Genomic DNA, 17,254 nt, shown 5'->3' on the forward strand with positions numbered 1-17,254 from the left:
TGAAACGGCAGAGGCGCCGTCACGAAAGTGACGTATCATAAGGCTTCATGCGAAGTCGACAACACGCGCGAACGTGAGCGCGTCCACATGGGCGGCGCCGGCGCGGCGCAAAGCGCGGGCGCACGCATCCAGGGTTGCGCCGGTCGTGTAGACGTCATCCACCAGCAGAATGCGCCGCCCGGCCAGCGTGGATGCCGCATCGCGGCATGGCGCGAAGGCATCCGCCACATTGGCCTGCCGCTCGCGCCGGCCGAATTTGGTCTGGGAAGGGGTGGCGCGGCGCCGGCGCAGCAGGTCCACCTGCACCGCGGCACCCTCCGGTGGGGCAAGCCGGCGCGCCAGCACGGCGGCCTGGTTGAAGCGCCGCCGCCACAGGCGCAGTGGATGCAGCGGCACAGGCACGATGAGGTCTGCCTCGGCGATCAGCTCACGTCCGGCCAGGGCCATCAGGCGGGCCATGGGCACCGCCACGTCGAGACGGTCTGCATATTTCAGGTTGTGCACCAGTCTGCGGGCCACGTCGCCGAACAGCACGGCGGCTCTCGCGCGATCGAACGCCGGAGGATGGTCGACCGCCTCGGCGGAAAGGCGAGGGGCGGCGGGCCCGCCACCGTCGCCCTTCCCTTCAAGGGCGGGAAGGGGCGCGCCGGTGCGCTCGCACACAGGCGGGGTGATGAAGTCCAGAGCACTCCAGCAGCTGGGGCACAGTCCGCCTGCGTCGCCCGTGATCCGTCCGCAGGCGACGCAGGTCGGCGGCAGGGCGAAATCAAGCACCCCGGATGCCACCCGCCGCGCGGCGGCGCCGGCCCGCTTCAGCCGGCAGGAGAGCCCGTCCATTCCCAATGCCCCGTTCGGGTGGATCATGGCTGGCGCGCGCCCCTGCTGTAAAGGCGGGGATGGCGGGCGCGGCGTCCGTTCCCGCGCCATGATCCGCGTTAACATCCGCTTGTCCTCCCCTTGAGTCGCCCGGTGCCCATGACCATTCGCCGCCTTCCCCCCGTCCTGATCGACCGCATCGCCGCCGGCGAGGTGGTGGAGCGGCCGGCGGCCGTGGTGAAGGAGCTGATGGAGAACGCCATGGATGCCGGCGCCACGGCGGTGGAGGTGGTGATTCACGGCGGTGGCCGCGAACTGGTGCGCATCACCGACAATGGCAGCGGCATGGGGCCGAACGACCTGGCCCTTTGTGTGGAGCGCCACGCCACCTCCAAGCTGGAGGGGGAAGACCTTTTGGCCATCTCCACCCTGGGTTTCCGGGGCGAGGCGCTGCCTTCCATCGGCGCCGTGGCCCATCTCGCCATCGCCAGCCGGCCCCGGGGCGCCGCCCACGCCTTCGAGGTGCGGGTGGATGGGGGCATGGTGACGCCGCCCCGACCGGCCGCGCTGGGCGAGGGCACGCGGGTGGAGGTGCGCGATCTGTTCTTCGCCACCCCGGCGCGGCTCAAATTCCTCAAGTCCGATCGGGCGGAGACGACGGCCGCGGTGGACGTGGTGCGCCGCCTGGCCTTGGCGCGGCCGGATGTGGCGGTGACCCTGGTGGCCGAGGACAAGCCGGCTGTCACCTGGCCCGCCCGCCCCTGCGATGCCGAGGGCCGGGCCGCCCGCCTCGCCGACGTGCTGGGCGCCGAGGTGGGGCGCAACGTGATCGCTGTGGAGGGCGAGCGCGGCGGCGTGGTGCTGGAGGGGCTGGCCGGGCTGCCCAGCTATTCGAAGGCCAATTCGCTCAGCCAATATCTGTTCGTGAATGGCCGCCCGGTGCGCGACAAGCTGCTGATGGGCGCCATTCGCGGCGCCTATTCCGATCTTCTGCCCTCGGATCGCTATCCGGTGCTGGCGCTGTTTTTCTCCCTGGATCCCAGGGAAGTGGACGTGAACGTGCACCCGGCGAAAACCGAAGTGCGCTTTCGCGACGGCGGCAATGTGCGCGCGCTGATCGTGCGCACCCTCACCGATGCGCTGGCGGCGCGGGTGCCGCGCACCGCCGCCACCATCGCGGACCGGCTGGTGGCCCTGGCCCGGACCCCGGAGCTGGAGCCGCCCGTGCCGGCGCTCGGCGCGCCCCAGCCGGGCCCGGCCGGGCCCACGACGGATTGGCGGCGCGCTGCGGCCTTCGCGCCCCGGGGGGGCTATGACTGGCGGTCCTCCGTCTCCCGTCCCGGCGAGGCCGCCAGTTTCGCGGAGACCGATGGCGCGGGCTATGCGCCGCGGGCGCAGGAGCCGGCGCAGGGCTCCTTCGACATCGCGCCCCCCTCCGCCGACGCGCGGGCCGATGCCGCGCCGGTGCAAGCGGGGGATCTCGATCGCCCGCTGGGCGCGGCGCGGGCGCAGCTGCACGAGACCTATATCGTGTCGCAGACCCGCGAGGGATTGGTGCTGGTGGATCAGCATGCCGCCCATGAGCGGCTGGTCTATGAGAAGCTGAAGGCGGGGCTCGATCGCGACGGCGTCGCACGCCAGGGCCTGCTCATCCCCACCGTGGTCGATCTCGACCCCGCCGATGCGGAGCGCCTGGCGGAGAAGGCGGCCGACCTTGCCGCCCTCGGCCTGGTGGTGGAGCCGTTCGGCCCCGGCGCGGTGCTGGTGCGCGAGGTGCCGGCGCTGCTGAAGGAGGCCGATGTGAGCCGGCTGGTGCGCGATCTCGCCGAGCACGCCGCCGAGTGGGACGACGCCTTGCCTCTGGAGCGGCGATTGCTGCATGTGGCCGCCACCATGGCCTGCCACGGTTCGGTGCGTGCCGGCCGTCGCCTGCGGGTGGAGGAGATGAACGCTTTGCTGCGCGAGATGGAGGCCACCCCCAATTCCGGGGAATGCAATCACGGCCGCCCCACCTTCGTGACGCTCTCTCTCAAGGACGTGGAAAAGCTGTTCGCCCGGCGGTGAGGCATGGCGGGGCCGGAGGCGGACCCTGCAAGCCTTTCCCGCTTCACGAAACCGGGGAACGGCTGCGGTGACCGAGCGGCCACGTGCTTCTCGCGCCAGTTTGTATCCCTGCGCGAAACCACTGCCGACCCCGCCCACCGGCCGGCGACATGTGCGGGCTCCCGCCTTCGAGCGGGAGCGGTCTTGAACGAGGCGTTGAGCGTGCGCGTCTGGAAGACGCGCACGCTCAACGCCTCAGGGCATTTCCTCGCCTCAGGGCATTTCCTCGCCTCAGGGCATTTCCTCGCCTCAGGGCATTTCCTCGCCTCAGGGCATTTCCTCGCCTCAGGGCATTTCCTCGCCTCAGGGCATTTCCTCGCCTCAGGGCATTTCCTCGCCTCAGGGCATTTCCTCGCCGCCGCGAAACGGACGCGGCCCAGGGGCGCGTGCAGCCTGCGCGGGCTCGACCTCGGGCCCCATAAAGGGCGAGGTCCATAAAGCGCGAGGTCTTGGAGATGCAAGGTCTTGGAGATGCGAGGTCCGGAAAACGCGAGGTTCAGAAGACGCGTGCCCGGACCTTTGGATCAGGCGCTCTTCAGCAGCCGTTCCAGGTCGCGGTGGATCAGCTCGTTGCCGGCGAGCACATGGCCCTTCTCCAGCACCTTGTCGCCGCCGTCCATGTCGGAGGCGAAGCCGCCCGCCTCACGCACCAGCACCAGGCCCGCGGCCATGTCCCAGGGGGCAAGGTTGCGTTCCCAGAAGGCGTCGAAGCGGCCGGCGGCCACCCAGGCGAGGTCGAGCGCGGCGGAGCCGGTGCGGCGCAGGCCCGCCACCTGCTTCTGCACCACCGAGAGCTCTCGGTTGAACTGCTCGTGGTCACCGCGGCCCATGTGCGGCAGCCCGCAGCACACCACGCATTCCGCCAGCCTGCGCCGCCCCGCGACGCGCAGGCGCCGATCATTGAGGTAGGCGCCCTGGCCGGCCTCGGCCACGAACAGCTCGTCATTGGCGGGGTTGAAGATGACGCCGGCCATGGGCACGCCATTGCGCACCAGCGCCACCGAGATGGCGAACATGGGGATGCCGTGCAGGAAATTGGTGGTGCCGTCGAGAGGGTCCACCACCCACTCATTGGCCTCGTCGGTCCCCTCCACGCGGCCGCGCTCCTCCATCAGGAAACCGTAGGTGGGGCGCGCCTTCGACAGTTCCGTGAACAGAACGTCCTCGGACTTGCGGTCGGCGGCTGAAACGAAGTCGGCCGGGCCCTTGGTGGAGACCTGCAGCTGCTCCACCTCGCCGAAATCGCGGATGAGGGCGCGGCCGGCCTTGCGGACGGCCTGGACCATGACGGTGATGAGGGGCGAGCGGATCATGCGCGGACTCTGATGGTGGGGCCGGCGGTACGCAAAGGCGGGTGCGGGCCGAGGATGTGTTGTGCCGACGTGTGCCCGCCTTGGGCTGCCACGTCAAGGCGGCTGGGCCGCTGCCGGCCTCAGCCCGCGGCTTTGCGCAAACGCGTTTCCGCGAAAGCTGAAAATGGCCTAGGGCTTGGCCGGCGGTGACTTGTCCGACAGCGGTTTGGCCGGCGGGGGCTTGGCAGGACTCGCGCTTGCGGGCTTTGCTTGCGCAGGCTTTGCGGGCGCGCTCTTGCCATCGGCCGGGGCGGTCTGGCCCGGCACGTAGTGCGTCTTTGCGTCGGCAGGCTGGTCGGCGCCCCAGCGGCGGGCCTGGTCCTCCGCCTTCTGGCGGTCGGCGGGGCTCAGCTTGTCGGCCACGCCGTCGAGCATGGGATCGCCGAGGCCGCGGCTCTTGGCCATCAGGTGCCAGGTGACGGCGGCCACCGGGTCGGGCGACACGCCGCGGCCGGCGGCCAGCAGGCGGGCATAGCGGTTCTGGGCAATGGCATTGCCGGCGAGGGCGGCCCTGCGGAACATGGCCGCCGCCGCCTCCTCGTCCTTCGGCACGCCGATGCCGTTGAACTGCATGATGGCGAATTCCACCTGTGCCGTGACATGGCCCAGGTTGGCGGCGCGACCCATGAGCTGGGCGGCGCCGGGCAGGTCGCGCTCCACCCCATTGCCCGACTTCAGCAGAACCGCCAACGCATACTGGGCGTCTTCGAGATCGCGTTCCGCGGCGATCTCGAACCAGTGGGCGGCCTGCTTCATGTCCTTCTGGACTTTGCGGCCCTGCATGTAGAGCAGGCCGAGATTATAGGCGGCGGCGGCGTTGCCCTTGTCGGCCGCCTTGCGGAACATCCTGGCGGCCTCCTCCTCATCGGCGGGCCGGCCGTCGCCGGTCAGGGCCATCAGGCCGAGCGCGAACTGGGCGTCGGATGAGCCTTTGTCCGCGGCCTTTTGATACCACTCGATGGCCTTCTTGGGATCGTGGGGCACCCCGAAGCCGTGGGTGTAGAGCTCCGCCAGCAGCGTCATGGCCACCGGGTCGTTCTGCTCCTTGATGCGCCTGAGCGCTTCGTGGAACGCCGTGATGTAAAAGCCGCGCTGATAGGCGCCAAAGGCGAGGTCGCCGCTGCCGCCCATGGTATCCAGTTGCGGATAACGGCCGAGTGCGGCGGGAGACTGCCCGAGATGGCCGGGCCCGGCGGGCTCCGGCTGGGTATCCGCCTTCGGCGCGTCCGCGCCTTTCTTTTCGCCCTTCTGCTCGCCCTTGCCGTGGGGCGTCTTGGCGGGCTTGGTCTTGCTGCTGTTCTCGGCAAGCTGGATCGGGCGCTGGGCCCAGGCGGGCACCGCCAGCGGGCCGAAAGCAAGGAGGAGGGCGAGCGGGCCTGCCCAGAGCCTCAGGAGGGAATGGGTGTTCAGGCCCCGGTGTACGGTCGCACCGTGCTGTCCGGTGGCCATTCCCCTGGGAGAGGGCGGGCGGGTCATCATGCCGGGCCCGCGGCCGGATCCGCCGCAGTCGAATCGATAATGGCCTGTGCCGCCGCGATGGTGGCGATGCCCTCCACGCCGCCGGTCCATTCCGCCCCGAGGGCGATAAAGTCGGCCCCGGCGCGGGCGAGGGCCTCCACTTCGTCGAGGGAACGGGCGACGGCGGCGCAGGGCACCTCGAACAGGGGGCTCCACCATGCCACCAGCGCGCAGGCGCGCGCGAAATCACTGCCGTCGAGGGAGCCGAACATCACGTAATCGGCGCCGCTTTCCCCGGCTTCCATGGCCTCGTGTCGGCCGGTGAGACCGCCCGCGCCGACAATGGCGTCCGGCTTCAAGCGCTTGACGGCGGCAGGCAGGCTGGTTGCGTCCTCGACGTGCATGCCGTCCAGGCCGGCCGCCTTGGCGGTATCTGCGTGATCCTCCAGCAGCACGGCGCAATCGGCCTTCTGGAGCGGCTGCGCCAGTGCCCGCAGGCGCGCGGCATCGGGCACCGCCGCGCCGCCGCGCACCACGACGGCGGCCACATCGCCCGCGGCGACCCGCGCCGCCGCCTCCCCGGGGGGCAAAGCGGAGGAGAGAATCAGCATCAGGCGGGCGCGGATGGGATCGGCGGATTGGGACATGGCAGGATCGGTCGGCCAAGAAAGGGGCAAATTGGCGGCAGCGGCCGCGAGTGCGCGCATCCGGGCATGAAAAAGGGCCGGCGGAGGCCGGCCCCTCATCTGCGGATGAATTCGGCCCGTGGATCAGGCGGCCTTCTTGCCTTCCAGCTCCGCGGACCACAGGCCCTTGGAGGCCAGCGAGTTCATCCGCGCGCGGTGGGTGAAGGCGGCCTGGGCGGCAGCCACGTTCTCGACCTTGCCCGACCACGCCTTCTGCGGCGCGGCCTGGAGGGCGCGGCCGTAGGAATAGGTGAGGGCCCACGGCAGGCCGCCCAGCTTCACCATGGCGTCGAGATGGGCGGTGGCCTCCTCGTCCGACTGGCCGCCGGAAAGGAAGGCGATGCCGGGAACCGCGCCGGGCACGCAATTCTTCAGCAGGCGCACCGTCTTCTCGGCCACCTCGGCCACCGAGGCCTGCTTGGCGGCCTTCTTGCCGGGCACCACCATGTTGGGCTTCAGCACCATGCCTTCCAGGCGGACGCGCTGATGGAAAAGCTGGTTGAAGGTCTCCTTCAGCACGAGCTGAGTGACCTCGTAGCAGCGGTCGATGGAGTGGTCGCCGTCCATGAGCACTTCGGGCTCGACGATCGGGACGATACCGGCTTCCTGGCACAGGGCCGCATAGCGGGCCAGCGCCTGGGCATTGGCCTCGACCGCGCCGCGGGAGGGGATGCCGGCGGCGATGTCGATCACCGCGCGCCACTTGGCGAAGCGGGCGCCCAGATCATAATATTCCTTCAGGCGACCGCCGAGGCCGTCGAGGCCCTCGGTGATGGTCTCGCCAGGGCAGAAGGGCAGCGGCTTGGCGCCGGCATCCACCTTGATGCCCGGCAGCGCGCCCGACTGGGCGATGAGGGTGACGAGCGGGGTGCCGTCGGCGGCCTTCTGGCGGATCGTCTCGTCATAGAGGATCACGCCGGAGATGTAGTTCTGCATCGCCTCGGTGGAGCGGAACAGCAGCTCGCGGTAATCGCGGCGGTTGGCTTCCGTGGACTCCACGCCGATGGCGTCGAAACGCTTCTTGATGGTGCCGGTGCTTTCATCGGCGGCCAGGATACCCTTGCCGCTGGCCACCATCTTCTGAGCGTTCGTGTCGAGCTCAGCCGTCATGTTTGTTCGTCCTGCCTTGGCCGTCTGTGGGATCTTCGGTAACGCTGGGGGAGTTTCCACAACTCGCCTCCGCGCGCAAGCGGGGCGGCCCGAAGGCCGCCCCTTGTTGTCAAGCCGATGCGCCGGGCTTCAGGGCCTCGACGCCCGGAAGGGCCTTGCCCTCCAGCCATTCGAGGAAGGCGCCGCCGGCGGTGGAGACATAGGAGAAGTCGCAGCCCGCCTTGGCGTGGTTGAGCGCCGCGACCGTGTCGCCGCCGCCCGCCACGGACAAGAGCTTGCCAGCCTTGGTGAGGGCCGCCACCTCCTGCGCCACGGCAACCGTCGCGGCATCGAAGGGGGCGATCTCGAAGGCGCCGAACGGGCCGTTCCAGACCACGGTCTTCACGCCCTTCAGCTTCTCCTTCACCAGCGCGACGGTGGCGGGGCCGGCGTCGAGAATCATCTCGTCGTCGCCCACATGGTCCACGTCCACCACGCGATGGGGAGCATTGGCCTTGAACTCGGTCGTGACGACGGCATCCACCGGCAGCACGATCTCGCACTTGGCCTTTTTCGCCTCTTCGAGGATGGCGCGGGCGGTGTCGCCCAGGTCACGCTCGCACAGGGACTTGCCCACCTTGTGGCCCATGGCGGCCAGGAAGGTGTTGGCCATGCCGCCGGCGATCACCAGCACATCCACCTTGTGCACGAGATTGCCGAGCAGCTCGAGCTTGGAGGACACCTTGGCGCCGCCCACCACCGCCAGCACCGGACGCTCGGGAGCCTCCAGCGCCTTGGTGAGCGCGTCCAGCTCGCCCTGCATGCAACGGCCCGCATAGGCCGGCAGGATGCTGGCGATGCCGGCGGTGGAGGCATGGGCGCGGTGCGCGGTGGAGAAGGCGTCGTTCACATAGACGTCGCCGAGGCTGGCGAGCGCCTTGATGAAGTCCGGCGCGTTCTTCTCCTCACCCGCATGGAAACGGGTGTTCTCCAGCACGATCACGTCGCCGGAGGCGAGGCGGGAGATGGCGTTGGCCGCCTCCTCGCCCACACAGTCGGAGGCGAACGCCACCGAATGGCCGAGCTGGGCCTCCAGCGCCTTGGCGAGCGGGGCGAGAGACTGGCTCTCGTCCCGGCCCTTGGGGCGGCCGAAGTGGGAGAGGAGAACCGCCTTGCCGCCCTTCTGCGTGATGGCGCGGATGGTGGGCAGGATGGCCTTGATGCGGGTGTCGTCGGTGACGCGCCCGCTCTCCATGGGAACGTTGAGGTCGACCCGGACCAGAACCCGCTTTTCAGCGAGGTCGGCGTCGTCGAGGGTGCGGTAGGCGATCATTGTCGCGCCTCCCTTACCCGATCAACCGAGCTTGCCCATGGCGACGGCGGTGTCGCTCATGCGGTTCGAGAAGCCCCACTCGTTGTCGTACCAGGACAGCACGCGCACCAGCGTGCCTTCCATGACCTTGGTCTGGTCCAGGTGGAAGGTGGAGGAGTGCGGGTCGTGGTTGAAGTCAATGGAGACGTTGGGCTGGTCGGTGGTGCCGAGAATGCCCTTCAGCGCACCATTGGCCGCGGCGAGGATGGCCTCGTTGATCTCTTCCTTGGTGGTGGCGCGCTTGGCGATGAACTTAAGGTCGATCACCGAGACGTTCGGGGTCGGCACGCGGATGGAGGTGCCGTCCAGCTTGCCCTTCAGCTCCGGCAGCACCAGGCCCACGGCCTTGGCGGCGCCGGTGGAGGTGGGGATCATGGACATGGCCGCCGCGCGGGCGCGGTAGAGGTCCTTGTGCATGGTGTCCAGCGTGGGCTGGTCGCCGGTGTAGGAGTGGATGGTGGTCATGAAGCCCTTCTCGATGCCGATGGCATCGTTGAGGACCTTGGCCACCGGGGCGAGGCAGTTGGTGGTGCAGGAGGCGTTGGACACCACCAGGTGCTCGGCCGAAAGCTTGTCGTGATTCACGCCGAACACCACGGTGAGGTCGGCGCCGTCCGCCGGGGCGGAGACCAGCACGCGCTTGGCGCCGGCGGTCAGGTGCGCGGAGGCCTTCTCCTTCGAGGTGAAGATGCCGGTGCATTCGAGGGCGATGTCGACGCCCAGCTCCTTGTGGGGCAGCTCGGCCGGGTTGCGCACGGCGGTCACCTTGATGGGGCCGCGACCCACGTCGATGGTGTCGCCGGCCACCTTCACCTCGCCCGGGAAGCGGCCGTGCACGCTGTCGAAACGCATGAGGTGGGCGTTGGTCTCGACCGGGCCGAGATCGTTGATCGCCACCACCTCGATATCGGTGCGGCCCGATTCGATAATGGCGCGCAGCACGTTACGGCCGATGCGACCAAAACCGTTGATGGCCACCTTGACGCTCATCTTTCATCCTCCTTAAGCCGGCTTGCCAGCGCGGCTCGATCTTGTGGGCGCGGCTGCGGACATCCGCGCCGCTGCGATTTTCGCGCCCGCCGTGCGCGGAACTCAGGCCTGCCGGAGCTTTTCCAGGGCGGCCTCGGCCACCTTCTCCGCAGTGATTCCGAAATGGGCGAAGAGATCCTTTGCTGGCGCACTGGCGCCGAATGAGGTCATTCCCACGAAGGCGGCATCCGAACCGACGATTTCGTCCCACCCCATGCGGATGGCGGCTTCCACCGCCACCTTCACGGGCGCTTCCCCGATCACCTTCGCCCGCTCTGCGGCGGACTTCGCGAGGAAAAGTTCGAATGAGGGCACGGAGACCACGCGGGTGGCGACACCCTGGGCCTCCAGAATCTTCTGAGCGTCCACCGCCAGCGAGACTTCCGAGCCGGTGGCGAACAGCGACACCTTGGCCGGCCCGCTCGCGGGGCTGATCTCATAGGCGCCGGCGGCGCTCTTGTTCTCTTCCGTGGCGTCGGCCCGCAGCAGAGGCAGGTTCTGGCGCGTCAGGATGAGGGCGGAAGGGCCCTCCGTGTTCTCAATGGCGATCTGCCAGGCTTCCGCCGTTTCCACCGTGTCGGCGGGGCGCAGCACGGTAAGGTGCGGGATGGCGCGCAGGGCGGCCAGATGCTCCACCGGCTGGTGGGTGGGGCCGTCCTCGCCGAGGCCGATCGAATCGTGCGTGAGCACATGGATCACCCGCTCGCCCATGAGGGCGGCAAGGCGGATGGCCGGACGGCAATAGTCCGAGAACACCATGAAGCCGCCGGAGAAGGGCACAAGGCCCTTGTGCAGCGCGATACCATTCATGGCCGCGGCCATGCCGTGCTCGCGCACGCCCCAGTGCATGAAGGAGCCGGAGAAGTCGTCAGGGGTGATCGACTTGGCGCTCTTCGCCTTGGTGTTGTTGGAGCCGGTGAGGTCGGCCGAGCCGCCCAACAGCTCCGGCACCACCGGCACCAGGGTGTCGAGCACCGCCTCGGACGACTTGCGGGTGGCGACGGCGCCGCCGGCCGCGACCGCCTTGGCCTTGGCGTCCACCACCGCGGCCTTGAAGCCCGCCGGCAGGGTGTCGGAGATGCGGCGCTCGAATTCGGCGCGCAGCTCGGCCGGGGCGGCGGCGAGCCGCGCTTCCCAGGCCGCGCGATCCGTCTGGCCCCGGGCGCCGGCGGCGCGCCAGTCAGCGGCGACGTCCTGCGGCACCTCGAACGGGCCGGCCTCCCAGCCGAGCGCGGCGCGGGTGGCGGCCACCTCGTCCTTGCCCAGCGGCGAGCCGTGCACCTTCTCGGAGCCCGCCTTCTTGGGCGAGCCGAAGCCGATGGTGGTGCGGCAGGCGATGAAGGTGGGCTTGTCGGAGGCCTTGGCCGCCTCGACCGCCGCGAAGATGGCCTCCGGGTCGTGCCCGTCCACCTCGGCGGTGGTCCAGCCGGAGGCGGCGAAGCGCGCCAGCTGGTTGGTGGAGGTGGAAATGGAGGTGGGGCCGTCGATGGAAATGCGGTTGTCGTCCCACAGCACCGTCAGCTTGGAGAGCTTCAGGTGGCCGGCAAGGTCCGCCGCCTCCTGGCTGACGCCCTCCATGAGGTCGCCGTCGGAGCACAGCACATAGGTGCGGTGATCCACGAGATCGCCGCCGAAGCGAGCGGCGAGCGCCTTTTCGGCGATGGCCATGCCCACGGCAGTGGCGATGCCCTGGCCCAGGGGGCCGGTGGTGGTCTCGATGCCCTCGGTGACGAAGTTTTCCGGATGGCCGGGCGTCAGCGAGCCCAGCTGGCGGAAGCGCTTGAGCTCGTCAATGGTCAGCTGCTTGTAGCCGGTGAGGTGCAGCACCGAATACAGGAGCATGGAGCCGTGGCCGGCGGAGAGCACAAAGCGGTCGCGGTCGGCCCAGCGCGGCGCGGTGGGGTCGAACCTCAGAACGCGGCTGAACAGCACCGTCGCAATGTCCGCCGCACCCATGGGCAGCCCCGGATGCCCGCTATTGGCGGCTTCCACGGCGTCGATGGACAGGAACCGGATGGCGTTGGCCATACGATCGTGGCGGGTGCGGTTCGACATGAGCCCCTCAAAAATTGCGGCACGCGCGGGCGGCCCTCCGATGGGCCGCGCCCAGGTTCTGCTCCATCCATTGGAGCAGAAGTGTGGCCTGGTCGGCGGGCGCCTGCCTTGGCGGCTGTCTAGATAGCAGCGCTCGCGGGGGTGTCAAACGCACATGCTCCCTGCCGTCAAGCCGGTTGCGGTGCAAGATGGGCGCGCTTGTTCGTCGCGGCGATTGCCGATAGGGCATTGCTCGCCTTCAGCGGGTGCTGGAGGAGCGCTTCGGGATGGGAATATACCGCACCGCAGCAAGGCCGGCAGCGGGGCTTCACCGGTGGGCGCGCGGGTGCTGGGTGGTCAAGACGCTGGCAACGACCTGGTAAGCGTGACGCGAAATTTCGCCCGTTCATTCTGGTTGACAACCTCGGGAGCGGTGGCGCGCTGGCCCTCGACTCAGCTACACTTTTGCCATGTACGCGCTGAAGCAACGCCCCCCGATCGAGGACGCCCCCATTGTGGCGGCGACCCGGCGCCTCAATGCGGCCCTCGATTCGCTGGTCGACGCCCTGGATCGCCGGCGCGATGCGGATCGTCATCAGGCCGCCTTGCAGGCGCAGCTCCATGCCCTGGGCAATGACCGGGCGCGGCTTGCGGCTGATCTCGACCGAGCCCAGTCCGAGGCGGGGCAGGTGGGCGAGGTGGCGCGCGAGGTCACGCGCCGGCTGGACGTGGCCATGACCACCATCCGCGACGTGCTCGCGACCCACGGCGGCTGATCGCCCATGCCCCATGTCTCCGTCACCATCGCCGGTCGCCAGTATCGGATGGCCTGCGACGAAGGGCAGGAAGACCATCTGGTGCGGCTGGCACACGACATCGACAGCCGCATTTCCCAGCTGCGCACCGCCTTCGGCGAGATTGGGGACCAGCGGCTGGTGGTGATGGCTGCCATCACCATTGCCGACGAGCTGGCCGAGGCCCGCGGCCGCATCCGCGCCCTGGAGAGCGACATCGAGGGCCAGCGCGACGCCCGCGCCTCCGCGCTGGAGCGGATCCACGAGAGCGAGAGCGAGGTGGCCCGCACCATCGAGGAAGTGGCGGAGCGCATCGAGCGCCTGGTGGCCGAGCTGGTGCCCACCGAGCGCGGCACCGTGGGCATGGGCTGACGCGCGGCGCGCCCGGCTCTTTCCGCGCTCTGCACGGGATAACGTGCGGGCGGGGGCTGGCGCCGGCGAACAAAGCTTCCTACATTGGCAAAGCGGGGCTGCGGGGTGCGTTAGGAGACTATTCCCCGGGGCCTTATCGATCCTTAAGGGAGCTGTCCCTGACCTCGTCCCAGGACTTGGACACACGGCGCCCACCTACGTTGTAGGTTTCCCGGGATCGACCTCCGACGGCTTTGTGGCTCCGCACGTTTCATGCAAACCATGACCTCCCCTGAAGAGCTGAGCGCCGAAAAGGCCCGCTTGCGCGCCGCCGCGCTGACGCGGCGGGCGGAGATGGGCGGTGTCGCCCGCGCCCATGCGGCCGGTGAGGCTGCGCTTCACGCTTTATCCGCGGTGCCGGAGCTTCGCGCGCCGCGGGGCCGGCGCATCGCGCTGTTCGCCTCCTTCCGCGACGAGATCGACACCCTTCCCCTTGCGCGCGCGCTGTGGGCGCGCGGCGCCGATCTGGCGCTTCCGGTTATCGTGGGGCGCGGCCTGCCCCTGTTGTTCCGCCATTGGCGGGAGGGGGCTGAGCTGGAGCCGGCGGGGGCCTTCCGCATTCCCACCCCCGGCGCCGATTGCCCGCAGGTGGTGCCGGACGTGCTGCTGGTGCCGCTGGCCGCCTTCGACCGGCGCGGGCTGCGCATCGGCTATGGCGGCGGCTTTTACGATCGCACCCTCGAGGAGCTGCGCCGGCATCGGGCAGTGAAAGCCATCGGCTTCGCCTTCGCCTGCCAGCAGGTGGATGCGGTGCCCGCGGAACCCCATGACGAACCGGTGGATGTGATGGTAACTGAAGCGGAGGGGTTTTCCTGCGGTGAAGGGCACGGGGTCTGAGTGATGCGCATTCTCTTTCTCGGCGATGTGATGGGGCGGCCCGGGCGGGAGATCGTCACCTCGCGCCTGCCCGGCCTTGTCGCCTCCTGGAAGCTGGACCTGGTGGTGGTGAATGCGGAGAACGCCGCCGGCGGCTTCGGCATCACCGAGAGCATCTATGAGGACCTGCTGGCCGCCGGGGCCGATGCCATTACCCTCGGCAACCACTCTTTCGACCAGCGCGAGGCCCTCATCTTCATCGAGCGCGCGCCGGCGCTGGTGCGCCCCCTGAACTATCCGCCCGGTACGCCCGGCCGCGGCGCCGCGCTGGTGGAGGCCAAGAATGGCGCGCGGGTGCTGGTGCTCAACGTGATGGGCCGCATTTTCATGGATCCGCTGGACGACCCATTCGCCGGCCTCGACCGCGCCCTGGATGGCGCGGTGCTGGGCGAGGTCGCGGACGCGGTGGTGGTCGACGTGCACGCCGAGGCTTCCAGCGAGAAGCAGGCCATCGGCCACTATTGCGACGGCCGCGCCTCCCTGGTGGTGGGCACCCACACCCATGTGCCCACGGCCGACCACCGCATCCTGTCCGGTGGCACCGCCTTCCAGACCGATGCCGGCATGTGCGGCTGCTATGATGGCGTGATCGGCATGGACAAGGAAGAGCCGCTGCGCCGCTTCACCCGTAAGCTCGCCTCGGGCCGGTTCGAGCCGGCGAACGGGCCGGCCAGCATGTGCGGCGTGGCGGTGGAGACCGACGATCGCTCGGGCCTTGCGGTGAAGGTCGCGCCGGTGCGGCTCGGCGGCAGCCTGGGCGAGACGCGCCCCGCCTTTTGGGAGAGCTGAGGCCTTGACCTAAGGGGAGCTGCGGCGCGCGCGCACCCCACCTTGCCCATCTCCCCGGCTCCCGCCTATAAGGCCGGCTCCAGTCAACGCAATCGATCCGAGCGGCGCCGCAGGGGCGGCGCGCGGGATCGGTCTATCAAGGGATGGTGACGGCCATGGCCGGGCATTCACAATTCAAGAACATCATGCACCGCAAGGGCCGTCAGGACGCGGTGCGCTCCAAGTTGTTCTCCAAGCTCGCGCGCGAGATCACGGTGTCGGCCAAGATGGGCCTGCCCGATCCCAACATGAATGCGCGCCTGCGCGCCGCCATCCTCGCGGCCCGCGCCGAGAACATGCCCAAGGACAATATCGAGCGCGCCATCAAGAAGGCCGCCGGCGCCGATATGGAGAACTACGAGGAGATCCGCTATGAGGGCTACGGCCCCGGCGGCGTGGCGGTGATCGTGGAGGCGCTGACGGACAACCGCAACCGCACCGCCTCCGAAGTGCGCTCCTATTTCACCAAGTCGGGCGGAAACCTGGGTGAAACCGGCTCGGTGTCGTTCGGTTTCGATCGGGTGGGCGTGATCGAGTTCGAAGCTGCCAAGGCCGATGCGGATGCCATGATGGAAGCCGCCATCGAGGCCGGCGCCGACGACGTGTCGTCCGACGAGGATGGCCACGAAGTGGTGTGCGCGGCTGAAAATCTGGCGGAGGTGCAGAAGCAGCTCGAAGCCAAGTTCGGCGAGCCGCGAAAGGCAGCGCTCGTGTGGCGCCCCCAGAACACCGTGGCGGTGGACGACGAGACGGCCGAAAAGCTGCTGCGTCTGGTGGAAAACCTGGAAGACAATGACGACGTGCAGACCGTGACGGCCAATTTCGAGCTGTCCGAGGCCATGCTCGCCAAGCTCAGCAGCGAAGACTGAGATCTCGCGCCGGCCCGCTGCGGTGGGCCGGCGTGACGACTGCCCGCTGCAGCAAAGCTGAGGAGCGCCGTTGCGGCGCATTCGCTGTCGGGGAGGGGGCGTTCGTCCGTCCCGTTGCGGCGCCATGCGGATGGGGAGAAGCACGATGCGTCCGCCGCCGTGACCTCTCCTGCGGGCCCGCGGCATGAGCCGAGCCCTGAGCGAGAGAAGGCGTGCGCGGCTTCTGGTACGCCCTCGGCACCGCTGGCGGGCGCCCGAGTGGCTTGAGAGCCGATTCCTCAGGCGCCGGGCGCAGACGGGCACCGCTCAAACTCTCGGAAAGGGCCGGAGGCAGGGCCCCCGGCCGTAAGGCTTCAGGCCGCAGCGAGGCTGTCGGCGATACCCTTCAGCTCGTGAATGGCGGCATCGATCTCGGTGCGCTGGCGCTCGAGCTGCGCCAGCTGCTTCAGGCAGCGCTCGCGGGTGAGGGCAAGGCCGCCGGCGGCGCCGCTCTCGCCGGCCGCGGGCACATTGCTCACCGCGGGAACGCCGGTCTTGGCCGCCACCAGGGCGCGGATCTCAGCCAAGGTGAAGCCGAGCTGCTTGCCCTTCAGGATCACCGCGAGCCGCTCACGGTCGGCCACCGAATAAAGACGGGTCATGCCGTCACGGCGCGGCGCCAGCAGGCCCTTGTCTTCATAGAAGCGCAGGGCCCTCAGGGTCGTGCCGAATTCGCGGGCGAGATCGCCGATGGTGAAGACCTCTTCCATGGGGGAGGCCGGCGGAGCCATGGTCCCGGCCGGCGCGGCGTGGCCCGAGGTGTGGGCGACATCGTAGGTCGTCGTTACATCCATAAATGGTCACTCCCGTCTCACGGCGCCTGGGCGCCCGTGGGATTGCGCTTGGCGCGGCCGCATCAGCTTGCGCCTACCGGTGGGCCGCGAGTTTCCTTGTGTCCGCGCCGGATGGTCGGCGGGGTCTGCCAGTCGGTGGAGCCGACGCGAACTGGCGCCCACGGCACCGCGTCCAACGGCGGTGTGCACATCGCGGGAGATCACTGGGCTTTCGCCCGGGCTCGCATTGGCCGCTGGTGGAAGCTGTGCCGGCGGCAATGCCCTCCGGTACCGCGCCCCTGGATGGTCGAAACCACGGCGCAAGCGGGCAGAATGATTTCCGCTCCGTCACGTCGAATTTTGTAGCGCACGGCATCGCCCCGCCGGGAGAGTCAACGGGCTACCGTAGGGGAAAGTAACCGTTACCTGACGCTGAAAAACCGTCAGAATCCGCCGCTTAACCGCGCATTTACCATGTCGGCCGGATGCTGAATGAAGCGAATCACGCATTGCGGTCATGGTATGGAAGCACCCTCTCGGGGCTCTCCCAGCCGCAGGGAGGCGGGCATGGAGCGGACGGAGCGGACACAGCGGATGGCATCGGCCAATGCCGCGGCTGCACCTCGGCGCGGCTTGGGAGGTGGTCATCCGGGAGCAGCGGTGCCGGCAGGTGCCGGCCCGGAGGAGGAGCGCGGCTGGGTTTCGCCGCCCATTTCCGATCCCGT

15 protein-coding genes and 1 other RNA gene are annotated in these 17,254 nt (G+C 69.2%); 7 read left to right on the top strand and 9 right to left on the bottom strand.

The annotated features are described in order from the left end of the window. Positions 1 to 45 precede the first annotated feature (45 nt). Positions 46 to 837 (bottom strand): ComF family protein, encoded by a 792-nt coding sequence (locus V5F26_RS07785; protein ID WP_394947084.1) that lies wholly within the window; start codon positions 835 to 837, stop codon positions 46 to 48. 138 nt (positions 838 to 975) lie between these two features. On the opposite strand from V5F26_RS07785, the gene mutL reads away from it, so the two are divergent. Beyond that, positions 976 to 2,880, top strand: a complete 1,905-nt coding sequence (mutL, locus tag V5F26_RS07790; RefSeq protein ID WP_394947085.1) for a DNA mismatch repair endonuclease MutL — start codon at positions 976 to 978, stop codon at positions 2,878 to 2,880. Positions 2,881 to 3,443: 563 nt separating this feature from the next. Here mutL and V5F26_RS07795 read toward each other — a convergent pair. The 7 genes from V5F26_RS07795 to tkt form a co-directional block, all read right to left on the bottom strand. Then, complete coding sequence (locus tag V5F26_RS07795) at positions 3,444 to 4,232, bottom strand: inositol monophosphatase family protein (RefSeq protein WP_394947589.1); 789 nt, start codon at positions 4,230 to 4,232, stop codon at positions 3,444 to 3,446. A gap of 168 nt (positions 4,233 to 4,400) precedes the next feature. Next, complete coding sequence (locus tag V5F26_RS07800) at positions 4,401 to 5,720, bottom strand: tetratricopeptide repeat protein (RefSeq protein ID WP_394947588.1); 1,320 nt, start codon at positions 5,718 to 5,720, stop codon at positions 4,401 to 4,403. Between the two features lie 26 nt (positions 5,721 to 5,746). Further along, a complete protein-coding gene (locus tag V5F26_RS07805; RefSeq protein ID WP_394947587.1) occupies positions 5,747 to 6,376 on the bottom strand; it encodes a thiamine phosphate synthase in 630 nt (209 codons plus the stop codon). 123 nt (positions 6,377 to 6,499) lie between these two features. Continuing rightward, entirely contained in the window at positions 6,500 to 7,525 is a 1,026-nt protein-coding gene (locus tag V5F26_RS07810; protein ID WP_234051505.1) for a class I fructose-bisphosphate aldolase, read from the bottom strand. 109 nt (positions 7,526 to 7,634) lie between these two features. Beyond that, positions 7,635 to 8,837, bottom strand: coding sequence for a phosphoglycerate kinase (locus tag V5F26_RS07815; RefSeq protein WP_394947586.1), 1,203 nt, complete (start codon positions 8,835 to 8,837; stop codon positions 7,635 to 7,637). A gap of 21 nt (positions 8,838 to 8,858) precedes the next feature. After that, the gene (gene gap, locus V5F26_RS07820) at positions 8,859 to 9,866 is read right to left on the bottom strand and encodes a type I glyceraldehyde-3-phosphate dehydrogenase (RefSeq protein WP_234051503.1); all 1,008 of its coding nucleotides are present in this window, start codon (positions 9,864 to 9,866) and stop codon (positions 8,859 to 8,861) included. Positions 9,867 to 9,968: 102 nt separating this feature from the next. Next, positions 9,969 to 11,960: a transketolase gene (gene tkt / locus V5F26_RS07825; protein ID WP_394947585.1), complete on the bottom strand. Its 1,992-nt coding sequence runs from the start codon at positions 11,958 to 11,960 to the stop codon at positions 9,969 to 9,971. 494 nt (positions 11,961 to 12,454) lie between these two features. On the opposite strand from tkt, the gene V5F26_RS07830 reads away from it, so the two are divergent. The 6 genes from V5F26_RS07830 (at position 12,455) to V5F26_RS07855 (ending at position 15,717) form a co-directional block, all read left to right on the top strand. Then, positions 12,455 to 12,715, top strand: a complete 261-nt coding sequence (locus tag V5F26_RS07830; protein ID WP_234051501.1) for a DUF4164 domain-containing protein — start codon at positions 12,455 to 12,457, stop codon at positions 12,713 to 12,715. A gap of 6 nt (positions 12,716 to 12,721) precedes the next feature. Next, complete coding sequence (locus tag V5F26_RS07835) at positions 12,722 to 13,105, top strand: cell division protein ZapA (protein ID WP_234051500.1); 384 nt, start codon at positions 12,722 to 12,724, stop codon at positions 13,103 to 13,105. Positions 13,106 to 13,197: 92 nt separating this feature from the next. Continuing rightward, positions 13,198 to 13,351: non-coding RNA, 6S RNA (gene ssrS / locus V5F26_RS07840), on the top strand. Positions 13,352 to 13,366: 15 nt separating this feature from the next. Beyond that, complete coding sequence (locus V5F26_RS07845) at positions 13,367 to 13,981, top strand: 5-formyltetrahydrofolate cyclo-ligase (RefSeq protein ID WP_394947584.1); 615 nt, start codon at positions 13,367 to 13,369, stop codon at positions 13,979 to 13,981. Positions 13,982 to 13,984: 3 nt separating this feature from the next. After that, the gene (locus tag V5F26_RS07850) at positions 13,985 to 14,809 is read left to right on the top strand and encodes a TIGR00282 family metallophosphoesterase (protein ID WP_234051498.1); all 825 of its coding nucleotides are present in this window, start codon (positions 13,985 to 13,987) and stop codon (positions 14,807 to 14,809) included. 155 nt (positions 14,810 to 14,964) lie between these two features. Then, positions 14,965 to 15,717: a YebC/PmpR family DNA-binding transcriptional regulator gene (locus tag V5F26_RS07855; protein WP_234051497.1), complete on the top strand. Its 753-nt coding sequence runs from the start codon at positions 14,965 to 14,967 to the stop codon at positions 15,715 to 15,717. A 353-nt stretch (positions 15,718 to 16,070) separates the two neighbouring features. Here V5F26_RS07855 and V5F26_RS07860 read toward each other — a convergent pair whose 3' ends face one another. Next, the gene (locus tag V5F26_RS07860; protein ID WP_394947583.1) at positions 16,071 to 16,550 is read right to left on the bottom strand and encodes a MerR family transcriptional regulator; all 480 of its coding nucleotides are present in this window, start codon (positions 16,548 to 16,550) and stop codon (positions 16,071 to 16,073) included. Positions 16,551 to 17,254: the final 704 nt, after the last annotated feature.

The organism is Xanthobacter variabilis (assembly GCF_043831965.2).
Lineage (GTDB): Bacteria > Pseudomonadota > Alphaproteobacteria > Rhizobiales > Xanthobacteraceae > Xanthobacter.

Bases quoted from the DNA above. Each gene is read 5' to 3' on its own strand.
- V5F26_RS07785 (WP_394947084.1), bottom strand. From the start codon at position 837: ATGGACGGGCTCTCCTGCCGGCTGAAGCGGGCCGGCGCCGCCGCGCGG.
- mutL (WP_394947085.1), top strand. From the start codon at position 976: ATGACCATTCGCCGCCTTCCCCCCGTCCTGATCGACCGCATCGCCGCC.
- V5F26_RS07795 (WP_394947589.1), bottom strand. From the start codon at position 4,232: ATGATCCGCTCGCCCCTCATCACCGTCATGGTCCAGGCCGTCCGCAAG.
- V5F26_RS07800 (WP_394947588.1), bottom strand. From the start codon at position 5,720: ATGGCCACCGGACAGCACGGTGCGACCGTACACCGGGGCCTGAACACC.
- V5F26_RS07805 (WP_394947587.1), bottom strand. From the start codon at position 6,376: ATGTCCCAATCCGCCGATCCCATCCGCGCCCGCCTGATGCTGATTCTC.
- V5F26_RS07810 (WP_234051505.1), bottom strand. From the start codon at position 7,525: ATGACGGCTGAGCTCGACACGAACGCTCAGAAGATGGTGGCCAGCGGC.
- V5F26_RS07815 (WP_394947586.1), bottom strand. From the start codon at position 8,837: ATGATCGCCTACCGCACCCTCGACGACGCCGACCTCGCTGAAAAGCGG.
- gap (WP_234051503.1), bottom strand. From the start codon at position 9,866: ATGAGCGTCAAGGTGGCCATCAACGGTTTTGGTCGCATCGGCCGTAAC.
- tkt (WP_394947585.1), bottom strand. From the start codon at position 11,960: ATGTCGAACCGCACCCGCCACGATCGTATGGCCAACGCCATCCGGTTC.
- V5F26_RS07835 (WP_234051500.1), top strand. From the start codon at position 12,722: ATGCCCCATGTCTCCGTCACCATCGCCGGTCGCCAGTATCGGATGGCC.
- V5F26_RS07845 (WP_394947584.1), top strand. From the start codon at position 13,367: ATGACCTCCCCTGAAGAGCTGAGCGCCGAAAAGGCCCGCTTGCGCGCC.
- V5F26_RS07850 (WP_234051498.1), top strand. From the start codon at position 13,985: ATGCGCATTCTCTTTCTCGGCGATGTGATGGGGCGGCCCGGGCGGGAG.
- V5F26_RS07855 (WP_234051497.1), top strand. From the start codon at position 14,965: ATGGCCGGGCATTCACAATTCAAGAACATCATGCACCGCAAGGGCCGT.
- V5F26_RS07860 (WP_394947583.1), bottom strand. From the start codon at position 16,550: ATGGATGTAACGACGACCTACGATGTCGCCCACACCTCGGGCCACGCC.